Here is a 19226-nt window from a genome sequence, read left to right as displayed (position 1 = left end):
CGCAGCGGTCGCGGAATCCGCCGGACGGATGGATTCTGACAGTCGGGCAGACACGGCGATGCCGGGGCCCCGAGGGGCCGGGGCCGTCCCTCCGGAACGGGCCGAACCGGCCCGGCACCCGGGGGCCGAGGAGCACCGGGCCGCGGCACCGCGCAGGCGCACCACCACGAAGCGCCGCACCGCCGCCGCCACCGGCACACCCGCCGGGCCGACCGGCGCACCCGCCGGGCCGACCGGCGCACCCACCGGCACACCCGCGGCCGGGTCCGCCACCGCGCGGGCCGGTACGCCCGCGAAGGCCGCCCCCCGCAATGCCCCCGTCCGCAAGCCCTCCGCCCGCAAGACGACAGAGAGCGACACCGTGATCGGCCGCATCCCCGTCCTGGACGTCAGCCCCCTCGTCGACGCCGGCCGCCGCCCGGCCAAGGCCGTCACCGGCGAGTCCTTCCTCGTCAGCGCCACCGTCTTCCGCGAGGGCCATGACGCGGTGAACGCCAATGTGGTCCTGCGCGACCCGCGCGGCCGCAGCGGCCCCTGGACGCCGATGCGCGAGCTCGCCGAGGGCAGCGACCGCTGGGGCGCGTACGTCACCCCGACCGCACCCGGCCGCTGGTCCTACCTGGTGGAGGCGTGGAGCGACCCGATCGCCACCTGGCGCCGGACCGCCGCCGTCAAGCTGCCCGCCGGGATCGACACCGCGCTGGTCCTGGAGGACGGCGCCCGGCTGCTGGAGCGGGCCGCCGCCAACGTGCCGAAGAAGGAGGGCCGGGCACACGTGCTGTCCGCCGCCGACGCGCTGCGCGACACCGGTCTGCCGCCGCTCTCCCGGCTGGCCGCCGCGCTCGCCCCGGACGTGCTGGACCTGCTGGCCCGGTACCCGCTGCGCGAACTGGTGAGCGCCTCCCGCCCGCTGCCGCTCCAGGTGGACCGGGGGCGCGCGCTCTACGGCTCCTGGTACGAGTTCTTCCCCCGTTCGGAGGGCGCGGTGGTGGACCCGAACGGCGTCGAGCCGCCGGTCTCCGGCACCCTGCGGACCGCCGCCGAACGGCTGCCGGCCGTCGCCGCGATGGGCTTCGACGTGGTCTACCTGCCGCCCGTCCACCCGATCGGCCGAGCCTTCCGCAAGGGCCCGGACAACACCCTGACGGCCGGTCCGCACGACGTCGGCTCACCCTGGGCGATCGGCTCGCCGGAGGGCGGCCACGACGCCGTCCACCCGGACCTCGGGACCATCGAGGACTTCGACCACTTCGTCGCCGAGGCCGAGGCGCTGCACCTGGAGGTCGCGCTGGACTTCGCGCTCCAGTGCTCCCCCGACCACCCGTGGGTGAACAAGCACCCGGAATGGTTCAGCCACCGGGCCGACGGCACCATCGCCTACGCCGAGAACCCGCCGAAGAAGTACCAGGACATCTTCCCGGTCAACTTCGATCAGGACATGGATGGAATCGTCAAGGAAACCATCCGCATCCTCCACTTCTGGATGGCCCACGGGGTACGGATCTTCCGGGTCGACAACCCGCACACCAAACCGGTGGTGTTCTGGGAGAGGGTGCTCGGCGACATCGCCCGCACCGACCCCGATGTGCTGTTCCTGGCGGAGGCGTTCACCCGGCCCGCCATGATGCACACCCTGGGGAAGATCGGCTTCCACCAGTCGTACACGTACTTCACCTGGCGCAACACCAAACAGGAACTCACCGAGTACCTCACCGAACTCTCCGGTGACGCCGCCGCCTACATGCGGCCCAACTTCTTCCCCAACACCCCGGACATCCTGCACGAGTACCTCCGGACCGGTGGCCGGGCGGCGTTCGCGATCCGCGCCGTCCTGGCCGCCACCCTCTCCCCCAGCTACGGCGTCTACGCCGGCTACGAGCTGTACGAGAACGAGCCGGCCCACCCCGGCTCCGAGGAGTACCTGCACTCGGAGAAGTACGAGCTGCGCCCGCGCGACTGGACCCGGACGGACACCCTCGCCCCGCTGCTCACCGTGCTGAACCGGCTGCGCCGCCGGCACCCCGCCCTCCAGCAGCTGCGCGGCCTGCACTTCCACCCCACCGACAACGACCAGGTGCTCGCCTTCTCCAAGACCGCGACCACGCCCGAGGGCCTCACCGACCACGTCATCACCGTGGTCAACCTGGACCCGCACCACGCCCAGGAGGCCACCGTCACGATCGCCCTCCCGGGCCGTGAGGCGGACGTGCCGTTCACGGTGCACGACGAGCTCACCGGCGCCGCCTACACCTGGGGCCGGCACAACTACGTCCGGCTCGATCCCTCTGCCGAGCCGGCTCACCTCCTCACGGTTCGGAGGAACCCAGCGTGACAGTGAACGAGCCCGTCCCCGACACCTTCCCCGAGACCTCGAAGAAGAACCTGGACCCGGAGTGGTTCAAGCGGGCGGTCTTCTACGAGGTGCTGGTGCGGTCCTTCCAGGACAGCAACGGCGACGGGATCGGGGACCTCAAGGGGCTCACGTCCAAGCTCGACTACCTGCAGTGGCTCGGGGTCGACTGCCTCTGGCTGCCCCCGTTCTTCGCCTCGCCACTGCGCGACGGCGGGTACGACGTGGCCGACTACAAGTCGGTCCTGCCGGAGTTCGGCGACCTCGCCGACTTCATGGAGTTCGTCGACGCCGCGCACGCCCGCGGCATGCGCGTGGTCATCGACTTCGTCATGAACCACACCAGCGACCAGCACCCGTGGTTCCAGGCCTCCCGGGAGGACCCGGACGGCCCGTACGGCGACTTCTACATGTGGGCCGACGACGACAAGCAGTACCCGGACGCCCGGATCATCTTCGTCGACACCGAGAGCTCCAACTGGACCTACGACCCGGTGCGCAAGCAGTACTTCTGGCACCGGTTCTTCTCCCACCAGCCGGACCTCAACTACGACAACCCGCGGGTCCAGGACGAGATGATCGCCGGGCTGCGGTTCTGGCTCGACCTCGGCATCGACGGCTTCCGGCTGGACGCGGTGCCGTACCTGTTCGCCCGCGAGGGCACCAACTGCGAGAACCTGCCGGAGACGCACGAGTTCCTCCAGCGGGTCCGCAAGGAGATCGACGCCAACTACCCCGACACCGTGCTCCTCGCCGAGGCCAACCAGTGGCCGGAGGACGTCGTCGACTACTTCGGCGACTTCGGCTCCGGCGGCGACGAGTGCCACATGGCCTTCCACTTCCCCGTCATGCCGCGGATCTTCATGGCGGTCCGCCGGGAGTCGCGCTACCCGGTCTCGGAGATCCTCGCCAAGACCCCGCGCATCCCGCACGGCTGCCAGTGGGGCATCTTCCTGCGCAACCACGACGAGCTGACCCTGGAGATGGTCACCGACGAGGAGCGCGACTACATGTACGCGGAGTACGCCAAGGACCCCCGGATGCGGGCCAACGTGGGCATCCGCCGCAGGCTCGCCCCGCTGCTGGAGAACGACCGCAACCAGATCGAGCTGTTCACCGCCCTGCTGCTCTCCCTGCCGGGCTCGCCGGTGCTCTACTACGGCGACGAGATCGGCATGGGCGACAACATCTGGCTGGGCGACCGGGACGGCGTCCGCACGCCGATGCAGTGGACGCCGGACCGCAACGCGGGTTTCTCCTCCGCCGACCCGGGCAGGCTCAGTCTGCCGCCCATCATGGACCCGGTGTACGGCTACCAGGTGACCAACGTCGAAGCGCAGCAGAGCAGTTCGAGTTCGCTGCTGCACTGGACGCGTCGCATGATCGAGATCCGCAAGCTCAACCCGGCGTTCGGCCTCGGCACGTACACCGAACTGCCCTCCAGCAACCCCGCCGTGCTGGCCTTCGTGCGCGAGCACGAGGGCGACCTGGTCATGTGCGTGAACAACTTCTCCCGGTTCGCGCAACCGACCGAACTGGACCTGCGGCAGTACGGAGGACGGTACCCGGTCGAGCTGATCGGCGGGGTGCGCTTCCCCTCGATCGGCGAGTGGCCGTACCTGCTGACCCTCGCCGGGCACGGCTTCTACTGGTTCCAGCTCCGGCAGCCCCCGCGCCTGAGCGGGACCAGGCGGTCGAAGTAACGATCCGCCAGAGCCGCCCCGGCACCTCCGCTGCACCCCCTCAGCACATTCCGCACCACCGACCGCACCAAACCTCCCGGGGGCGCGGGAGTTTGACCCCGCGCCCCCGGAGGTCTTCGGACCACCGCGTACGGAGAACAGCCCAACGGCCACCCACACGAAGGCGTGACACCTGAGCCCCGCTCGCGTGCCGTCGCCGCCGCGCCGCCGAATTCCGGAAGACTGACGGACCCGGCCAGACCCGTCGGGCAGTCCGCCCGCTTCCGGGGAAAGGGAGTCATGTCCGAAACCTCCCGTTCTCAAGCCCACGTTCACCGCGACACCCCCGCCGGTTCCGCCGCGCCGGTGGGCGCGCGCGGCACCGGGGCCCGGAGAACCGCCCTGGGGGTCAGCGAACTCGTCCAGGCAGCCCTGCCGCTGATCGCCGAATGGCTCCCGACCCAGCGCTGGTACGCCGGCAAGGGCCGGCCCATCACCGGCCTCACCCCGGCGGTCGGCACCCCGCTCCAGGTCGGCGACCCCGCCCTGCTGCACCTGCTGCTGCGGGTCGAGCACGCCACCACCGCCGGCGCGCCCCACGGGGACATCTACCAACTGCTGCTCGGCATCCGCTCGGAAGGCCCCTCGGACATCGAACCGACCGCCGTACTCGGCCGCCTCAGCCAGGGCCCGTACGACGGCGCGACGCTCTACGACGCCGTGCACGACCCCGAGCTGACCGGGCGGCTGCTGGAGCATCTCGCCACCGGCGACCGGTTCGGCTCCCTCTCCTTCCGCCGCACCCCGGGCTCCGGACTGCCCGCCAACCTCCCCGGCCGCGCCTCCACCGCCGAGCAGTCCAACAGCTCGGTCATCTACGGCACCTCCTACATCCTCAAGCTGTTCCGCCGGATCCACCCCGGCACCAACCCCGACCTGGAGCTCTCGCTCGCGCTCTCCCGGGCCGGCTCCACCCGCATCCCCCGGGTCGCCGCCTGGTTCGAGAGCCGGCTGGAACGCGCCGAACCCGCCACCCTCGGACTGCTCCAGCGCTATCTGCCGGAGGCCGAGGACGGCTGGGAGCTGGCGCTGGACCAGGTCGGCCGGCTCAAGGGCGACCGCTCCCCCGGCAACTTCGCGATCGAGGCGCACCGGCTCGGCCGGGCCACCGCCGAGGTGCACCGGGTGCTGGCCCGCTCGATGCCGGTCGCCCGGCTGGACCGCGCCCAGACCCGGCAGCTGGCCACCGCGATGGCCGACCGGCTGGACAGCGCGGTCGCCGCCGTCCCCGGCCTGCTGCGCTACCGGGCCGCATTGCGCACCGCCTTCCAGCAGCTCGCCGACGCCCACCCGGACGGCCTGCCGGTCCAGCGCATCCACGGCGACCTGCACCTCGGCCAGGCCATGCGCACCCCGCACGGCTGGGTGCTGCTGGACTTCGAGGGCGAGCCGGCCAAGTCCGTCGCCGAGCGCCGCGAGCCGCAGACGGCGCTGCGCGACGTCGCCGCGATGCTGCGCTCCTTCGACTACGCCGCCGCCCACCTGCTGGCCGGCGGGCCGGCCGACCCGGAGCTGGCCCACCTCGCCGCCGCCTGGGCCCAGCGCAACCGCACCGCCTTCTGCGCCGGCTACACCGCCGGCGGCGGCACCGACCCGGCCGCCTCGCCGGAGCTGATGCGCGCCCTGGAGATCGACAAGGCGGTGTACGAGGTGGTCTACGAGGCCCGGCACCGGCCCGGCTGGCTGCCGATCCCGCTGGCCGCGATCAACCGCCTCGCGCTGACCGTCTGAGCACCCCCCGCTTCCGCGCCTTCCGTACCCACGCCTGCCCGCCCGCCCCGGAGAAAGCCCACCCCGCCGCCGACGATCCCGCGGCCATCCGATTCCGCAGGAGGACCCCGCCGTGACGCCGCTCGACCCGCCCGGCCGCACCACCCGCCCCGTGCCAGCCACCTTCCTGGCGGACGCGGACTCCCCCCAGCGCGAACCCGTGACGGCCCGGTCGGCCGAACCGCGGCCGTCGGCGGCCGCCCGCACGCCGGCTGCCGACGCCGTGCCCACCAACGCTGCGCCCTCCTGTGCCGTGCGCTCCAACGCCGTACCCACCGGCGCCACGCCCTCCGGTGCCGCTCCCGTCGCCCCGGCCACCGCGACCGCCGCCGTGCCCACCGGCACCCTGCGGCTGCCCGAGGCGCCGCTGCCGCCGGCCGAGGTGGACCGGCTGCTCCGCGGCGAGCACCACGACCCACACGCGCTGCTCGGCGCCCACCCGGTGCACGGCGGCACCGCCATCCGGGTCCTGCGCCCGTTCGCCGAGCGCGTGGTGGTGGAGACCGCCCACGGCCCCGCCGAGCTCACCCACCAGCAGAACGGGCTCTTCACCGGCCTGCTGGCCGGCACCGAACTGCCCGACTACCGGCTGCTGGTGACCTACCCCGGCGGTGAGCCGCTGGTCCAGCCCGACGGCTACCGCACCCCGCCCACCCTCGGCGAGCTGGACCTCCACCTCATCTCCGAGGGCCGGCACGAGCAGCTCTGGCAGGCCCTCGGCTCGCATGTGCGCACCGTCGACGGGGTGGACGGCACCGCGTTCGCGGTCTGGGCGCCGAACGCCGTCGGCGTCCGGCTGATCGGCGACTTCAACCACTGGGACGGCACCGGGCACCCGATGCGCTCGCTCGGCTCGTCCGGCATCTGGGAGCTGTTCGTGCCCGGCCTCGCCGAGGGCACCCAGTACAAGTACGAGATCCACACCCGGCAGGGCTGGGTGCTCGACAAGGCCGACCCGCTGGCCCGCGCCGCCCAGTGCCCGCCCGGCACCGCCTCCGTCGTCACCTCCTCCGCGTACCGCTGGCAGGACGGCGACTGGATGGCCCACCGGGCCCGCACCGCCCACCACCGGGCCCCGATGTCCGTGTACGAGCTGCACCTGCCGTCCTGGCGGCCCGACCTCACCGGCTACCGGGAGATCGCCGAGGAGCTCCCGGGCTACCTCAAGGACCTGGGCTTCACCCATGTGGAGCTGATGCCGGTGATGGAGCACCCCTTCGGCGGCTCCTGGGGCTACCAGGTCTCCGGCTACTACGCCCCCACCGCGCGGCTGGGCGGCCCGGACGACTTCCGGTACCTGGTCGACACCCTGCACCGGCACGGCATCGGGGTGATCGTCGACTGGGTGCCGGCGCACTTCCCCAAGGACGACTTCGCGCTCGCCCGCTTCGACGGCGAGCCGCTGTACGAGCCGGCCGACCCGCAGCGCGCCGAGCACCCCGACTGGGGGACGCTGGAGTTCGACTACGGCCGCACCGAGGTCCGCAACTTCCTGGTCGCCAACGCGGTGTACTGGTGCGAGGAGTTCCACATCGACGGCCTGCGGGTGGACGCCGTCGCCTCGATGCTCTACCTCGACTACTCCCGCGAGGACGGCGGCTGGACCCCCAACCGGTTCGGCGGCCGGGAGAACCTGGACGCGGCCGCGTTCCTCCAGGAGATGAACGCCACCGTCTACCGACGCTGCCCCGGCGTGGTCACCATCGCCGAGGAGTCGACCGCCTGGGACGGCGTCACCCGGCCCACCGACAACGGCGGCCTCGGCTTCGGGCTGAAGTGGAACATGGGCTGGATGCACGACTCGCTGGTCTACATGTCCAAGGAGCCGGTGCACCGCAAGTACCACCACAACGAGATCACCTTCTCGATGGTGTACGCCTACTCGGAGAACTACATCCTGCCGATCTCGCACGACGAGGTGGTGCACGGCAAGCAGGCGCTGATCTCCAAGATGCCCGGCGACTGGTGGCAGCAGCGCGCCAACCACCGCGCCTACCTGGGCTTCATGTGGGCCCACCCGGGCAAGCAACTCCTCTTCATGGGGCAGGAGTTCGCCCAGGGCGCGGAGTGGGACCACGAGCAGGGCCCGCAGTGGTGGGTGCTCGACGAGCAGTGGCCGGCGGCCGGTGACCACCGCGGCGTCCGGGACCTCGTCCGCGACCTCAACCGCACCTACCGCGCCAGCCCCGCGCTCTGGGAGCAGGACACCACCCCGGACGGCTTCCGCTGGCTCGACGGCGGCGCCGCCGAGGACAACCTGCTCTCCTTCGTCCGCTACGCCGCCGACGGCACCCCGCTGGTCGCCGTCTGCAACTTCTCCCCGGTCGTCCGGCACGGCCACCGGGTCGGTCTGCCCGCCCTGACCGGCCGCGACCAGCTCTGGGAGGAGGTGCTGAACACCGACGCCGAGACCTACGGCGGCAGCGGCCTCGGCAACTCCCGCCCGGTGAAGGCCGAACCCACCCCCTGGAACGGCCAGCCCCGCAGCGCCGAACTCGTCCTCCCGCCCCTCGCCACCCTCTGGCTCCGCCCGGTCTGACCCGGCCCGCCGGCCGGTGCCGGACCGTTGCGTCCCGTACCGGCCGGCCCGGGCCCGCCCCGGGCGGGGCGTTCCGTCACACCGGAGCCGCCACCGGGAAGCCGAGATCGGCCGCGGCCCTGGCCGGCTCCTGGTCACAGGCGATGAACTCGGCGAGCTCCTCCCGGTGGACGGTGCCGGCGACGTGGCGCGGGACCACACGACAGCCCCGGAAGGGACCTCCGTCCCTTGCCTCCTTCGGCTTCACGCGCATGCGTACACCTGTCCTAAATGCGAAGGTATGGTCACTGGTGACGACGGCATGGGACGACGGGACGGAGACACCCACGTGGCGCGCAGCGTGTACGTGACCGGTATCGACCGGGGGGACGGCCGCCAGGCGGTCGAACTCGGGGTCATGGAACTGCTCACCCGCCAGGTGGACCGGGTCGGGGTGTTCCGGCCGCTCGTCCACGCGCCCGCCCCCGGCGAATCCGGCTCCGACCACGTCGTGGAGCTGCTGCGCACCCGCTACCGGCTCGACCTGCCCTCCGCCGAGCTGTACGGCCTCACCTACGAGGAGGCCGCCGCGTTCCAGGCCGCCCACGGCCAGGACGAGCTGGTCTCCACCCTGGTCGACCGGTTCCGGGCGCTGGAACGGCACTGCCAGGCGGTGCTGGTGCTCGGCACCGACTTCGCCGACACCAACATCCCGGACGAGCTGGCCTTCAACGCCCGGCTCGCCAACGAGTTCGGCGCCGCCGTCCTCCCGGTGGTCGGCGGCCACGCCGAGGACGCCGAGGCCGTGATCGCCGAGGTCCGCAACGCCCACCGCGCGTACACCGACCTCGGCTGCGCGACCCTGGCGATGATCGCCAACCGGGTCGCCCCCGGCGCCAAGCAGCGGATCCAGCGCACGCTCACCGAGAAGCTGCCGATCCCCGCCTACGTCATCCCTGAGGAGCCGGCGCTGGCCGCGCCGACCGTCGCCCAGCTGGTCGAGGCCACCGGCGCCGACGTCCTGACCGGCGACGCGGCCGGCCTGGCCCGGGACGTCCGCGGCTTCGTCTTCGGCGGCGCCATGCTGCCGACCTTCCTGGACGCACTGACCGAGGGCGCCCTGGTGGTCACCCCCGGGGACCGCGCCGACCTGCTGATCGGCTCGCTGGCCGCACACGCCGCCGGTGCCCCGCCGATCGCCGGCGTCATGCTGACGCTCGGCCAGCACCCCGGCCCGAACGTCATGGCACTGGCCGCCCGGCTCGCCCCCGGCACCCCGGTCGCGGTCGTCCCCGAGGGCAGCTGGATCACCGCCGCCGCCCTCACCCACCTGGAGGGCAAGCTCTCCGCGGCCAGCCCGCGAAAGGCCGAGATCGCCCTCGGCCTCTTCGAACTGCACGTGGACACCGCCGAGTTGACCAACCGGATCGAGGTCGGCCGGTCCGAGCGGGTCACCCCGATGATGTTCGAGCACGAGCTGCTGGAGCGCGCCCGGTCCGCCCGCCGGCACGTGGTGCTGCCCGAGGGCACCGAGGAGCGGGTGCTGCGCGCGGCCGAGATCCTGCTCCGCCGCAACATCTGCGACCTCACCCTGCTCGGCGAGACCGACGCCGTCCGCCGCAAGGCCGCGAGCCTCGGCATCACCCTCCCGCAGCCGGGGGGAGACCCGGCCGCCGACCGCGTCCAGGTGCGGATCGTCGACCCTGCCACCAGCCCGCTGCGCCGGCAGTTCGCCGAGCTGTACGCCAGGCTGCGCGCCCACAAGGGGATGACCGTCGAGCTGGCGCTGGACGTCGTCACGGACGTGAGCTACTTCGGCACCCTGATGGTCCAGGAGGGCATCGCCGACGGCATGGTCTCCGGCGCGGTGCACTCCACCGCCGCCACCATCCGGCCCGCCTTCGAGGTGATCAAGACCTCGCCGGGCGCCGCGATCGTCTCCTCGGTCTTCTTCATGTGCCTGGCCGACAAGGTGCTGGTCTACGGCGACTGCGCGGTCAACCCCGACCCGGACGCCCAGCAGCTGGCCGACATCGCCATCCAGTCCGCCGCCACCGCCGCCCAGTTCGGCGTCGAGCCGCGGGTCGCGATGCTCTCCTACTCCACCGGCACCTCCGGCTCGGGCGCCGACGTGGACAAGGTCCGCAAGGCCACCGAACTGGTCCGCGAGCTGCGCCCGGACATCCTGGTCGAGGGCCCGATCCAGTACGACGCGGCGGTGGACGCCCATGTCGCGGCCACCAAGCTGCCGGGCTCCTCGGTGGCCGGCCGGGCCACCGTGCTGATCTTCCCGGACCTCAACACCGGCAACAACACCTACAAGGCGGTCCAGCGCTCGGCCGGCGCGGTGGCGGTCGGCCCCGTCCTCCAGGGGCTGCGCAAGCCCGTCAACGACCTCTCGCGCGGCGCCCTGATCCAGGACATCGTCAATACGGTCGCGATCACCGCGATCCAGGCACAGGGCCGCACCGAAGGAGCCCAGGCATGAGTGGCGGCACCCGTGTCCTCGTCCTGAACGCCGGCTCCTCGTCGGTGAAGTACCAGCTGATCGACATGCTCGACGGCGCCCGGCTGGCCTCCGGACTGGTCGAGCGGATCGGCGAGGCGAACGGCCGGCTGGTGCACACCCCGCGCTCCGGCCAGCGGCGGGAGACCCTCCAGGTCTTCCCCGACCACGACGCCGGGCTGAAGGCCGTCGCCGAGGAGCTCGCCGCCGACGGCCTCGGACTGGACTCCCCCCAGCTGGCCGCGATCGGCCACCGGGTGGTGCACGGCGGACTGCGGTTCACCGAGCCGACGGTGATCACCGACGACGTGCTCAAGGAGATCCGCCGGCTGATCCCGGTGGCGCCGCTGCACAACCCGGCGAACATCACCGGCATCGAGGTGGCCCGCGCCCTGCGCCCGGACCTGCCCCAGGTCGCCGTCTTCGACACCGCCTTCCACGCCTCGATGCCGGAGTACGCGGCCCGGTACGCGGTGGACAAGGCGGTCGCGGACGAGCACCGGGTGCGCCGCTACGGCTTCCACGGCACCTCCCACCAGTACGTCTCGCGGGCCACCGCCCGGCTGCTCGGCAAGGACCCGGCCGAGGTGAACGTGATCGTGCTGCACCTGGGCAACGGCGCCTCCGCCTCGGCGGTCGGCGGCGGGCGCTGCCTGGACACCTCGATGGGCCTGACCCCGCTGGAGGGCCTGGTGATGGGCACCCGCTCGGGCGACATCGACGCGGGCGTGGTGTTCCACCTGCACCGGGTCGGCGGGCTCTCCATCGACGAGATCGACGACCTGCTCAACCGCCGCAGCGGCCTGCTCGGCCTGTGCGGCGACAACGACATGCGCGAGATCATGCGCCGGGCGGAGGAGGGCGACGCGGACGCCGGGCTCGCCTTCGACGCCTACATCCACCGGCTGCGCAAGTACATCGGCGGCTACTACGCGGTGCTCGGCCGGGTGGACGCGATCGCCTTCACGGCGGGCGTCGGCGAGAACGCGGCGCCGGTGCGCGCGGCGGCCACGGCCGGACTGGACGAACTGGGCATCGCGGTGGACCCCGAGCTCAACTCGGTGCGCTCCGGTGAGGCCCGGATCATCTCGCCCCCGTACGCGCGGGTGGCGGTCGCGGTGGTGCCCACCGACGAGGAGCTGGAGATCGCCCGACAGGCGTTCGCCCTGGTACACCGGCAGTCCGGGGAATGACACGCCGTCGTCTCGGCTCCCGGAATCCTTCGTCGGCGATTCCTCACGATTCGTGCCGAATGCACCTATAACACGAACGGATAGACTGATCCATATGCGCCGAGCGAAAATTGTCTGCACCCTGGGTCCGGCGACGGACTCCTACGAACAGCTGAAGGCCATCGTCGAGGCGGGCATGAACGTCGCCCGACTGAACATGAGCCACGGCACCCACGCGGACCACGAGGAGCGGTACCACAAGGTCCGCCAGGTCTCGGAGGACACCGGCAAGGCCATCGGCGTCCTTGCCGACCTCCAGGGTCCCAAGATCCGTCTGGCGACCTTCGCCAACGGTCCGGTGACCGTCGACAACGGCGACGAGTTCACCATCACCACCGAGGACGTCCCCGGTGACCAGCACATCTGCGGTACCACCTACAAGGGCCTGCCGGGCGACGTCAAGGCCGGCGACCCGATCCTGATCAACGACGGCGTCATCGCCCTGGAGGTCGTCAGCGTCGACGGCCCGCGGGTGAAGACCGTGGTCGTCGAGGGCGGCGTGCTCTCGAACAACAAGGGCATCAACCTCCCCGGCGCGGCCGTGAACGTGCCGGCCCTGTCCGAGAAGGACAAGGACGACCTGCGCTTCGCGCTGCGGCTGGGCGTCGACATGGTCGCGCTCTCCTTCGTCCGCAACGCGGACGACATCAAGGACGTCCACGAGGTCATGGACGAGGTCGGCATCCGCGTGCCGGTCATCGCCAAGATCGAGAAGCCGCAGGCCGTCGAGGCCATGGAGGAGATCGTCCTCGCCTTCGACGCCATCATGGTGGCCCGTGGCGACCTGGCCGTCGAGTACCCGCTGGAGCGGGTGCCGCTGGTCCAGAAGCAGCTGATCACCCTGGCCCGCCGGAACGCCAAGCCGGTCATCGTCGCCACCCAGATGATGGAGTCGATGATCCACGCCTCGCGCCCGACCCGCGCCGAGGTCTCCGACGTCGCCAACGCCATCCTGGACGGCACCGACGCGGTCATGCTGTCCGCCGAGTCGAGCGTCGGCAAGTACCCGGTCGAGACCGTCCGCACCATGAGCCGGATCGCCGAGAAGGCCGAGGAGGAGCTGCTCTCGCACGGCCTCCAGCCGCTGAACCCGGGCCGCAAGCCGCGCACCCAGGGCGGCTCGATCGCCCGCGCCGCGTGCGAGCTGGGCGACTTCCTCAACGGCAAGGCGCTGATCGCGTTCACCAAGTCCGGTGACACCGCGCGCCGGCTCTCCCGGTACCGCTCGCCGATCCCGGTGATCGCGTTCACCCCGGACAACGCCACCCGCAACCAGCTCTCGCTGAGCTGGGGCGTCGAGGCGCACGTCACCGAGCAGGTCGAGACCACCGACGAGATGGTCGCGCAGGTCGACCGCGAGCTGCTGAGCATGGGCCAGCTGGGCGAGGGCGACACCGTCATCGTCACCGCCGGCTCGCCGCCCGGCATCCCCGGCAACACCAACATGGTCCAGGTGCACCACCTGGGCACCCGGAGCGAGTGACACCCGGTCCGCAGAACGCCCCGTGGGGCGGCTCCTCCACTGTGGAGGGGCCGCCCCACGGGCGTTGTCAGGTATTGCTGTAGGGCTCGTCGTCGTTGTACAGCCGCATGCCCGGGATCCGGAGCGTGCCGCCGAACTGGCCGGCCTGCTTGGCGGTGACGCCGGTCAGCTCCAGGTCCAGCGGGACCGGGACGGATCCGATCAGGTCGTAGAGCCAGCGCGGCAGGGTGTCCGGGGTGAGGGTGAGCTCGCCCAGGTCGATCGGCAGCGGGAGGCCGAGCACCTTCGAGAGGTGGCCGGAGAGCCGCTCCACGTACATGGTGACCGCGCCCTTGCGCATGGTCGAGGTCGAACCGTCGGCGCTCTTGACGTGGAAGGTCTTGCCGTTGCCCTCCAGCGTCGACATGTCGAGGTTCTCGATGTCCACGGTGTCGACCACGAACTTCAGCACCCGCTTGGTGCCGGTGGGCGTCTTCACGTCGTAGACGCCGTGGAAGACCGCGCCGTGCAGGCCCAGCCGGCTGGACCGCAGGGTCCAGTTCTGCTCCGGGACGACGTGCCCGGGCGCGGCCGCGCCGGCCGTCAGACCGCGGGCGTCCACCGCGCAGTTGGGGTTGGCGCTCGGCGAGCCGGAGGCGGCGGACGGGGCGGCGGACGGCGTCGTCCTGGGGCTCGCCTTGCCGCCGCCGGGCGCCTTCGGGCCGGACGAGGCCTGCGGCGAGGTCGTGGACGACGGCGTGGACGACGGCGTGGACGACGGCGCGGCGGTCGGGCCGCCGTCGGCGGTGGGCGTGGACGAGGCCGGCGGCGCGGGCTGGACCGGGTCCGCCGCGCGGGCGGCGGCGGTCGGGGCGGTCGGGGCGGTCGTGGCGCTCGGGCCGGAGGCCGGTGGCGTGGCGGTGGCACCCGCCGTCGGACCGGGCGAACCGCCCGGGTCGGCCAGGTGGGTGACTCCGCCGAGGAGGTCGTCGACGAGCCCGGCCGGGGCGGCGGTACCGGCGCCGCCGGCGGCGGTCGGGGTGTCGGTCGGGGTGTCGGTCGGGGCCGGCGCCGTGGGAGCGGTCGAGGGAGCGGCCGTCGGCACCTGCGTCGGCACGGTCGTCGGAGCCGTCGTCGGCGCTCCGGTGGGCGTCGCGGACGGGCCCGGCGGCGGCTCGGGCAGCTCGCTCTTGGGGACGGGCGTCTCCTCCACCGGCGCGACGTCCGGGACGCTCTCCGGCGCGGTGGCGCACGGCCTGCCGCCCGAGGGCTCGGCGACGGCCGGGCTCGGCGTGTAGGCGGCGGCCATCAGCAACGCGGTCGGCACTGCGGCCATCGCCAGCGCACGGCCTCTCAGCCGGACCCGGGCGGGCGTCCGGGGCGCCGCGTGCCGTGCCGAGCGCTGTTCCGGCTGCTCCTGCGGCTCGGTCACCGCCCCTCCTCGGCGTCACCGGTCCGCGACGGGACGGTGCCCTCGACGGACTGGGCCGGGGCCGCGTCCGGGGCCGGCGGCGCGGCCTGCGCGGGGACGGCCGGGAGCGGCGCGGTGGCACTCTCGGCGGCGGTGCTCTGCGCCATGGCGGTCTCGGCGACGGCCGCCTCGGCCTCCGGCTCCGGCAGCGGCGCCCAGGCCAGCATCAGCCCGCCGCCGATCAGGCCCGGAAGCAGCGCCGTACCGAAGCCGGACAGGTTGGAGACCGGGATCGAGACCAGCACGAGCAGGGTGGTGGCGACCCCCGCGAAGACCCGGATGGCCGGCTGGAACCAGGCGGTCAGCCCGAGCACGATCAGCAGGACCCCGATGATCAGGGACCCGGCTCCCGCCGTGGTCGCCATGGTCATCGTCATCCCGCTCAACGACAGCTTGGCGTACGGGAAGTACATGATCGGCACGCCGGCGATCATGGCCAGCAGACCGCCGTAGAACGGGCGGGACCGGCGGAAGTTGCGGAACACCCGGCGCAGCCACTGGGCGGGGTGCTCGTGCTCGGCGGGCCGCAGCTCGGCAAGGGCGCTGGACACGGTGCAGCTCCTCGATGGTGTGAACGAGGGAGGGAACGGGACGGGGAGGACCGGGGGCGGCGCGCGCACCATCCCCGGTCCCCCGATGCCGCCGACCGGCGCCGGGCACAGCGCCCGCCACCGGTCGGCGGCCAGGGCGTGTCAGACACGCCTCAGTAGCACTCGTGCCCGCCGTCGGTGTGCAGCGCGAGCTTCAGGCCCTGGAGCTTGAAGGTGCCGGCCGAGGTGGCCCAGGCGGTCTGCTGCACGTTGGTCAGGTCGGCCTTCTCGGCGGCCTGGGCGAAGCCGACCCCGCCGGAGGGCTTGCCGGTGCCGAGCGCCGACTTCCAGCCCGCGGTCGCCTGGCCCTTCAGGGTGGAGGCGTCCTGACCGATGTTGATGTTGGTGAACTCGGCGTCGGCGTTGAGTGAGTCCAGGTCGATCAGCAGGTTCTTCGCGGAAACCTGCCGCGCCGGGTCGTCGCTCTGGCCGGCCTCAAGACGCAAGGTGATCTTCGGCAGCTTCCACGGCAGGCCCGGGATGATGTTCGGGTCGGTCACCACCGACTGGCAGAGGCCCTTGATCGTGGCCGAGTCGAAGGCCGACACCGCGATCGGGTGCGGGGTGCCGTTGACCTCGGCGTCGATCGAACCGAACTGCGCGAAGTTCTGGCCGTGCAGCTCCTCCGCGGTGACCTTGAACTGCTGGCCGGAGACGCTGAACGAAGCGGCGAGCGCGTTGTTCGCCAGGCTGACGCCGACCGCGGCGGTGGCCGCGAGACTGGGCACCATCACCAGGGCGAAGCGCTTCCAACGGGTCTTGCCGTAGGTCTGGGACATGCGAGTCCTCCTTCTAGGACGTACATCTCCGGCTCCCCGGCGGTGCGTCCCGCACCGCGGGGGGCCTGGGATGGGAGAGAGCTACGTCCTCGGTAGCGAAGAGCGCCGCAGGCGTCGTCGGACCCGGGAGCGGCCGGCACACGGCGGCACTCCCGTCCCTTCGCCGGCCGCCCTTGCGAGGCGGCGGGCAGGGCCGACGACATCGGCGATCACCCCCGAGCGACAACCAGCGACCGCGCGGGCCGCGCGGCCGGACGAAGGACAGGAACCGCCGTGGGACCGCGGATACCCCCCTGCCCTCCCTGCCGTCGGCCATGGCCGACGGCCCACCCGGTGGGGATCCCGCGCTCCGCCCGCCGACCGGCTGTCGGAGGGGGTGGAGTCTGGGACCGGGCGTCGCCGATCGTGCTGGAATCCCGGGCGAAGCACAAGGGGTTCATTACTGACGGGTAATCCAACATCGGGCGGTAATGATCATGACATTAGCCACCCGAACACTCTGCGTGACCTCTTGAAGAATTCGTAACGGCCAAATCCCCCGGAAAAGCCAGCGAAACACCCGTGGACGGTCACCTGAAGTGACCGTCCACGGGTGTTGTCAAGATTTGGTAAACCTCTGACGCGATGACCGGATTGTCGCCAAATCGCCAGCGACACCGCAGGTCATTCGGCGTGCCGGCGAGGGCGCGTCAGAGCGGGGTCGGAAGGGCCGTCAGAACAGGACGCGGGCCAGCGCGGTACGCGCCGCCGTCACCCGTGGGTCCGTCGTGCCGATCACCTCGAACAGCTCCAGCAGCCGCACCCGGGCGGTGTCCCGGTCGTCGCCGAAGGTCCGGCCGACGGTGTCCACCAGGCGCCCGAAGGCGTCCTCGACGTGTCCGCCCACCAGGTCCAGGTCGGCCGCGTCCAGCTGCGCCGCGACGTTCTTCGGGTCGGCCGCGGCCGCCGCGCGGACGTCCTGCGGGTTGAGCCGCTCCACCCGGCGCAGCAGTTCCGCCTGGGCCAGCCCGAGCTTGGCCTCGGTGTTGCCCGGCTGGTCGACCAGGACGTTCCGGTAGGCCTGGACGGCACCGCCGAGGTCACCCCGGTCCAGCGCCTCGTGGGCGGCGGCCAGCGCCGGGTCCTCCGGCAGGTACGGGGCGGCGGCCTCGCCGGGGACCGCGCCGGGCACCGCCGCGCCGCCGGCCACGCCGAAGCGCTGCTCGGCGACCAGGATCAGCTGGTCCAGCACCTTGCGGACGTTGGCCTCGCTCTCGGCCCCCTGGAACAGCGGCACCAACTGCCCGGCCACGACGGCCATCACGGCCGGAATGCCCTGGATGCCGAACTGCTGGGAGAGCTGCGGGCTGGCCTCCACGTCGATCTTGGCGAGCACGATCCGGCCGGCGTACTCCTCGGCCAGGCGCTCCAGGATCGGGCTGAGCTGCTTGCAGGGCCCGCACCACTCGGCCCAGAAGTCGATGACGACCGGAACCTCGGTGGAGCGCTGGACGACCTCGGCCTCGAAGGTGTCCTCGGTGACATCGATGACGAGCTCGTACGCGAGCGGGGCCGGGGCGACTCCGGCCGCTTCGGCGGCGGCCGCCTGACGGGCCCGCTCGGCCCTGGCCTGCTCGGCCTTCTGGGCAGCCTCGCCGGCTGCCTTCACTGCGGCGAGGTCGACCGCACCGCGCAGGGCGGAGCTGTTGGGACGCGAATTCCGTGGCTGCATGGCACCATCCTCCCCCGTCCGCACCGCCGACGGGCACCAACCGCCGGGAAATCCCTCCGCGCGGGCTGCGCGGCTTCCGTTCCCTGACGGGCGGCCCCGTACCAGGTAGCCTGAACCGTTCGGCGCGGATCCCCACCCGCACCCGCGCCGCTCCCGTCCCACGGGTCGCGGCGCCTGGTTGTCACTGCTTTCGCTACGAGCCGTAGCGTAACTGGATCAAGGGCCCCCGCCGCAAGCCCCGTCGGCCATCCCGGGACGTGAGCTGCCCCACTTTCCCCGGCACCCCGGCTGCCCCGGACGGCGAACAGTCGCTACCGTTACCAGCCCCACCCAAGTTACTTACCAGTAGATCGCAAGGAGGCCCGGTGTCGGCCGCCCAGCCCCCCTTGACCCCGGAGCACCCGGCAGTCCGGGAGCACCCCCCAGCAGCCGCGGCGGCCCGGGAGGCCCCGGGGAGCCCCGACGGCGCCGCGACCAGAGCCAAGGGGCGCCCGCGCAGCGCCGCCGCCGATCTGGCGATCCTGGACGCCACCCGCGAGACCCTGGCCGAACTCGGCTGGGGCGGACTGACCATGGGCCACGTCGCCACCCGCGCCAAGGTCGCCAAGACCACCCTGTACCGGCGCTGGCCGTCCAAGAACGAGCTGGTGGTGGACGCCGTGGCCAGCCTCTTCGACGAGCTGGTCATGCCCGACCTGGGCAGCCTGCGGGCCGACATCGAGGCCGTGGTGGTCCAGTTCGCGGACCTGCTGGCCCGCCCCGAGACCCAGGCGGCGCTGCTCGCGCTGTTCGCCGAGGGCACCCGCGACCCGCAGCTGCGCCGGCGGATCCGGGAGGCGATCGTCGACCCGCAGAAGCACCTGGTCCGGCAGGGCCGGGCGGCCGCCCAGGCGCGCGGCGAACTCGCCCCGGACGGCGATCCGACGGCGGCCTGCGAGGAGATCGACATCATCTTCGACACCATCGCGGGGACGGTCGAGCACCGCGTCCTGGTCAGCGGCGAGCCGATCACCGCCGACTGGACCCGCCGCTTCACCAGCCTGCTGCTCGGCCCCTTCCCCAGCCCGCCGGCCGCGTGAACGCGCGGAGCCGCCC

The 19226-nt window shown here is 72.5% G+C and carries 13 protein-coding genes; 8 read left to right on the top strand and 5 right to left on the bottom strand.

All coding sequences use genetic code 11. The features are described from left to right. The first annotated feature begins 361 nt into the window (after positions 1 to 361). From AB0P06_RS03935 to glgB, 4 genes are all read left to right on the top strand, one after another. The gene (locus AB0P06_RS03935; RefSeq protein ID WP_363604911.1) at positions 362 to 2332 is read left to right on the top strand and encodes an alpha-1,4-glucan--maltose-1-phosphate maltosyltransferase; all 1971 of its coding nucleotides are present in this window, start codon (positions 362 to 364) and stop codon (positions 2330 to 2332) included. Then, positions 2329 to 4053, top strand: a complete 1725-nt coding sequence (treS, locus tag AB0P06_RS03930) for a maltose alpha-D-glucosyltransferase (RefSeq protein WP_363604869.1) — start codon at positions 2329 to 2331, stop codon at positions 4051 to 4053. The genes AB0P06_RS03935 and treS overlap by 4 nt, the downstream gene beginning before the upstream one ends. A gap of 279 nt (positions 4054 to 4332) precedes the next feature. Further along, positions 4333 to 5823, top strand: coding sequence for a phosphotransferase (locus AB0P06_RS03925; protein ID WP_363604868.1), 1491 nt, complete (start codon positions 4333 to 4335; stop codon positions 5821 to 5823). A 112-nt stretch (positions 5824 to 5935) separates the two neighbouring features. Next, positions 5936 to 8401 (top strand): 1,4-alpha-glucan branching enzyme, encoded by a 2466-nt coding sequence (gene glgB / locus AB0P06_RS03920; RefSeq protein ID WP_363604866.1) that lies wholly within the window; start codon positions 5936 to 5938, stop codon positions 8399 to 8401. A gap of 76 nt (positions 8402 to 8477) precedes the next feature. Here the strand turns inward: glgB and AB0P06_RS03915 are convergent, their stop codons facing one another. Next, positions 8478 to 8654 (bottom strand): hypothetical protein, encoded by a 177-nt coding sequence (locus AB0P06_RS03915; RefSeq protein ID WP_363604865.1) that lies wholly within the window; start codon positions 8652 to 8654, stop codon positions 8478 to 8480. 75 nt (positions 8655 to 8729) lie between these two features. Here AB0P06_RS03915 and pta point away from each other — a divergent pair, with 75 nt between their 5' ends. The 3 genes from pta to pyk all read left to right on the top strand — a co-directional run bounded on the left by pta (position 8730) and on the right by pyk (position 13601). Further along, the gene (gene pta / locus AB0P06_RS03910) at positions 8730 to 10868 is read left to right on the top strand and encodes a phosphate acetyltransferase (RefSeq protein WP_363604863.1); all 2139 of its coding nucleotides are present in this window, start codon (positions 8730 to 8732) and stop codon (positions 10866 to 10868) included. After that, on the top strand, positions 10865 to 12079 hold the full coding sequence (locus AB0P06_RS03905; protein ID WP_363604862.1) for an acetate kinase: 1215 nt from the start codon (positions 10865 to 10867) through the stop codon (positions 12077 to 12079). The genes pta and AB0P06_RS03905 overlap by 4 nt, the downstream gene beginning before the upstream one ends. 94 nt (positions 12080 to 12173) lie before the next feature. Then, on the top strand, positions 12174 to 13601 hold the full coding sequence (pyk, locus tag AB0P06_RS03900) for a pyruvate kinase (protein WP_363604861.1): 1428 nt from the start codon (positions 12174 to 12176) through the stop codon (positions 13599 to 13601). Positions 13602 to 13668: 67 nt separating this feature from the next. On the opposite strand, the gene AB0P06_RS03895 is transcribed toward pyk, so the two are convergent. The 4 genes from AB0P06_RS03895 to AB0P06_RS03880 all read right to left on the bottom strand — a co-directional run bounded on the left by AB0P06_RS03895 (position 13669) and on the right by AB0P06_RS03880 (position 18131). Further along, positions 13669 to 15012, bottom strand: a complete 1344-nt coding sequence (locus AB0P06_RS03895) for a hypothetical protein (protein ID WP_363604860.1) — start codon at positions 15010 to 15012, stop codon at positions 13669 to 13671. After that, the gene (locus AB0P06_RS03890) at positions 15009 to 15602 is read right to left on the bottom strand and encodes a DUF6114 domain-containing protein (RefSeq protein WP_363604859.1); all 594 of its coding nucleotides are present in this window, start codon (positions 15600 to 15602) and stop codon (positions 15009 to 15011) included. The genes AB0P06_RS03895 and AB0P06_RS03890 overlap by 4 nt, the downstream gene beginning before the upstream one ends. Positions 15603 to 15754: 152 nt before the next feature. Continuing rightward, positions 15755 to 16420 (bottom strand): DUF6230 family protein, encoded by a 666-nt coding sequence (locus AB0P06_RS03885; protein WP_363604858.1) that lies wholly within the window; start codon positions 16418 to 16420, stop codon positions 15755 to 15757. 712 nt (positions 16421 to 17132) lie between these two features. Beyond that, complete coding sequence (locus tag AB0P06_RS03880; RefSeq protein WP_363604857.1) at positions 17133 to 18131, bottom strand: tetratricopeptide repeat protein; 999 nt, start codon at positions 18129 to 18131, stop codon at positions 17133 to 17135. A 512-nt stretch (positions 18132 to 18643) separates the two neighbouring features. Between AB0P06_RS03880 and AB0P06_RS03875 the strand changes: the two genes are divergently transcribed. Next, positions 18644 to 19210 (top strand): TetR/AcrR family transcriptional regulator, encoded by a 567-nt coding sequence (locus AB0P06_RS03875; protein ID WP_363604909.1) that lies wholly within the window; start codon positions 18644 to 18646, stop codon positions 19208 to 19210. The last annotated feature ends 16 nt before the right edge of the window (positions 19211 to 19226 follow it).

The organism is Kitasatospora sp. NPDC088351 (assembly GCF_040685575.1).
In the GTDB taxonomy this organism is placed as follows: Bacteria; Actinomycetota; Actinomycetes; order Streptomycetales; family Streptomycetaceae; genus Kitasatospora.
Note: the sequence above shows the minus strand (reverse complement) of the source record. Positions and strands in the feature narration are given on the sequence as shown.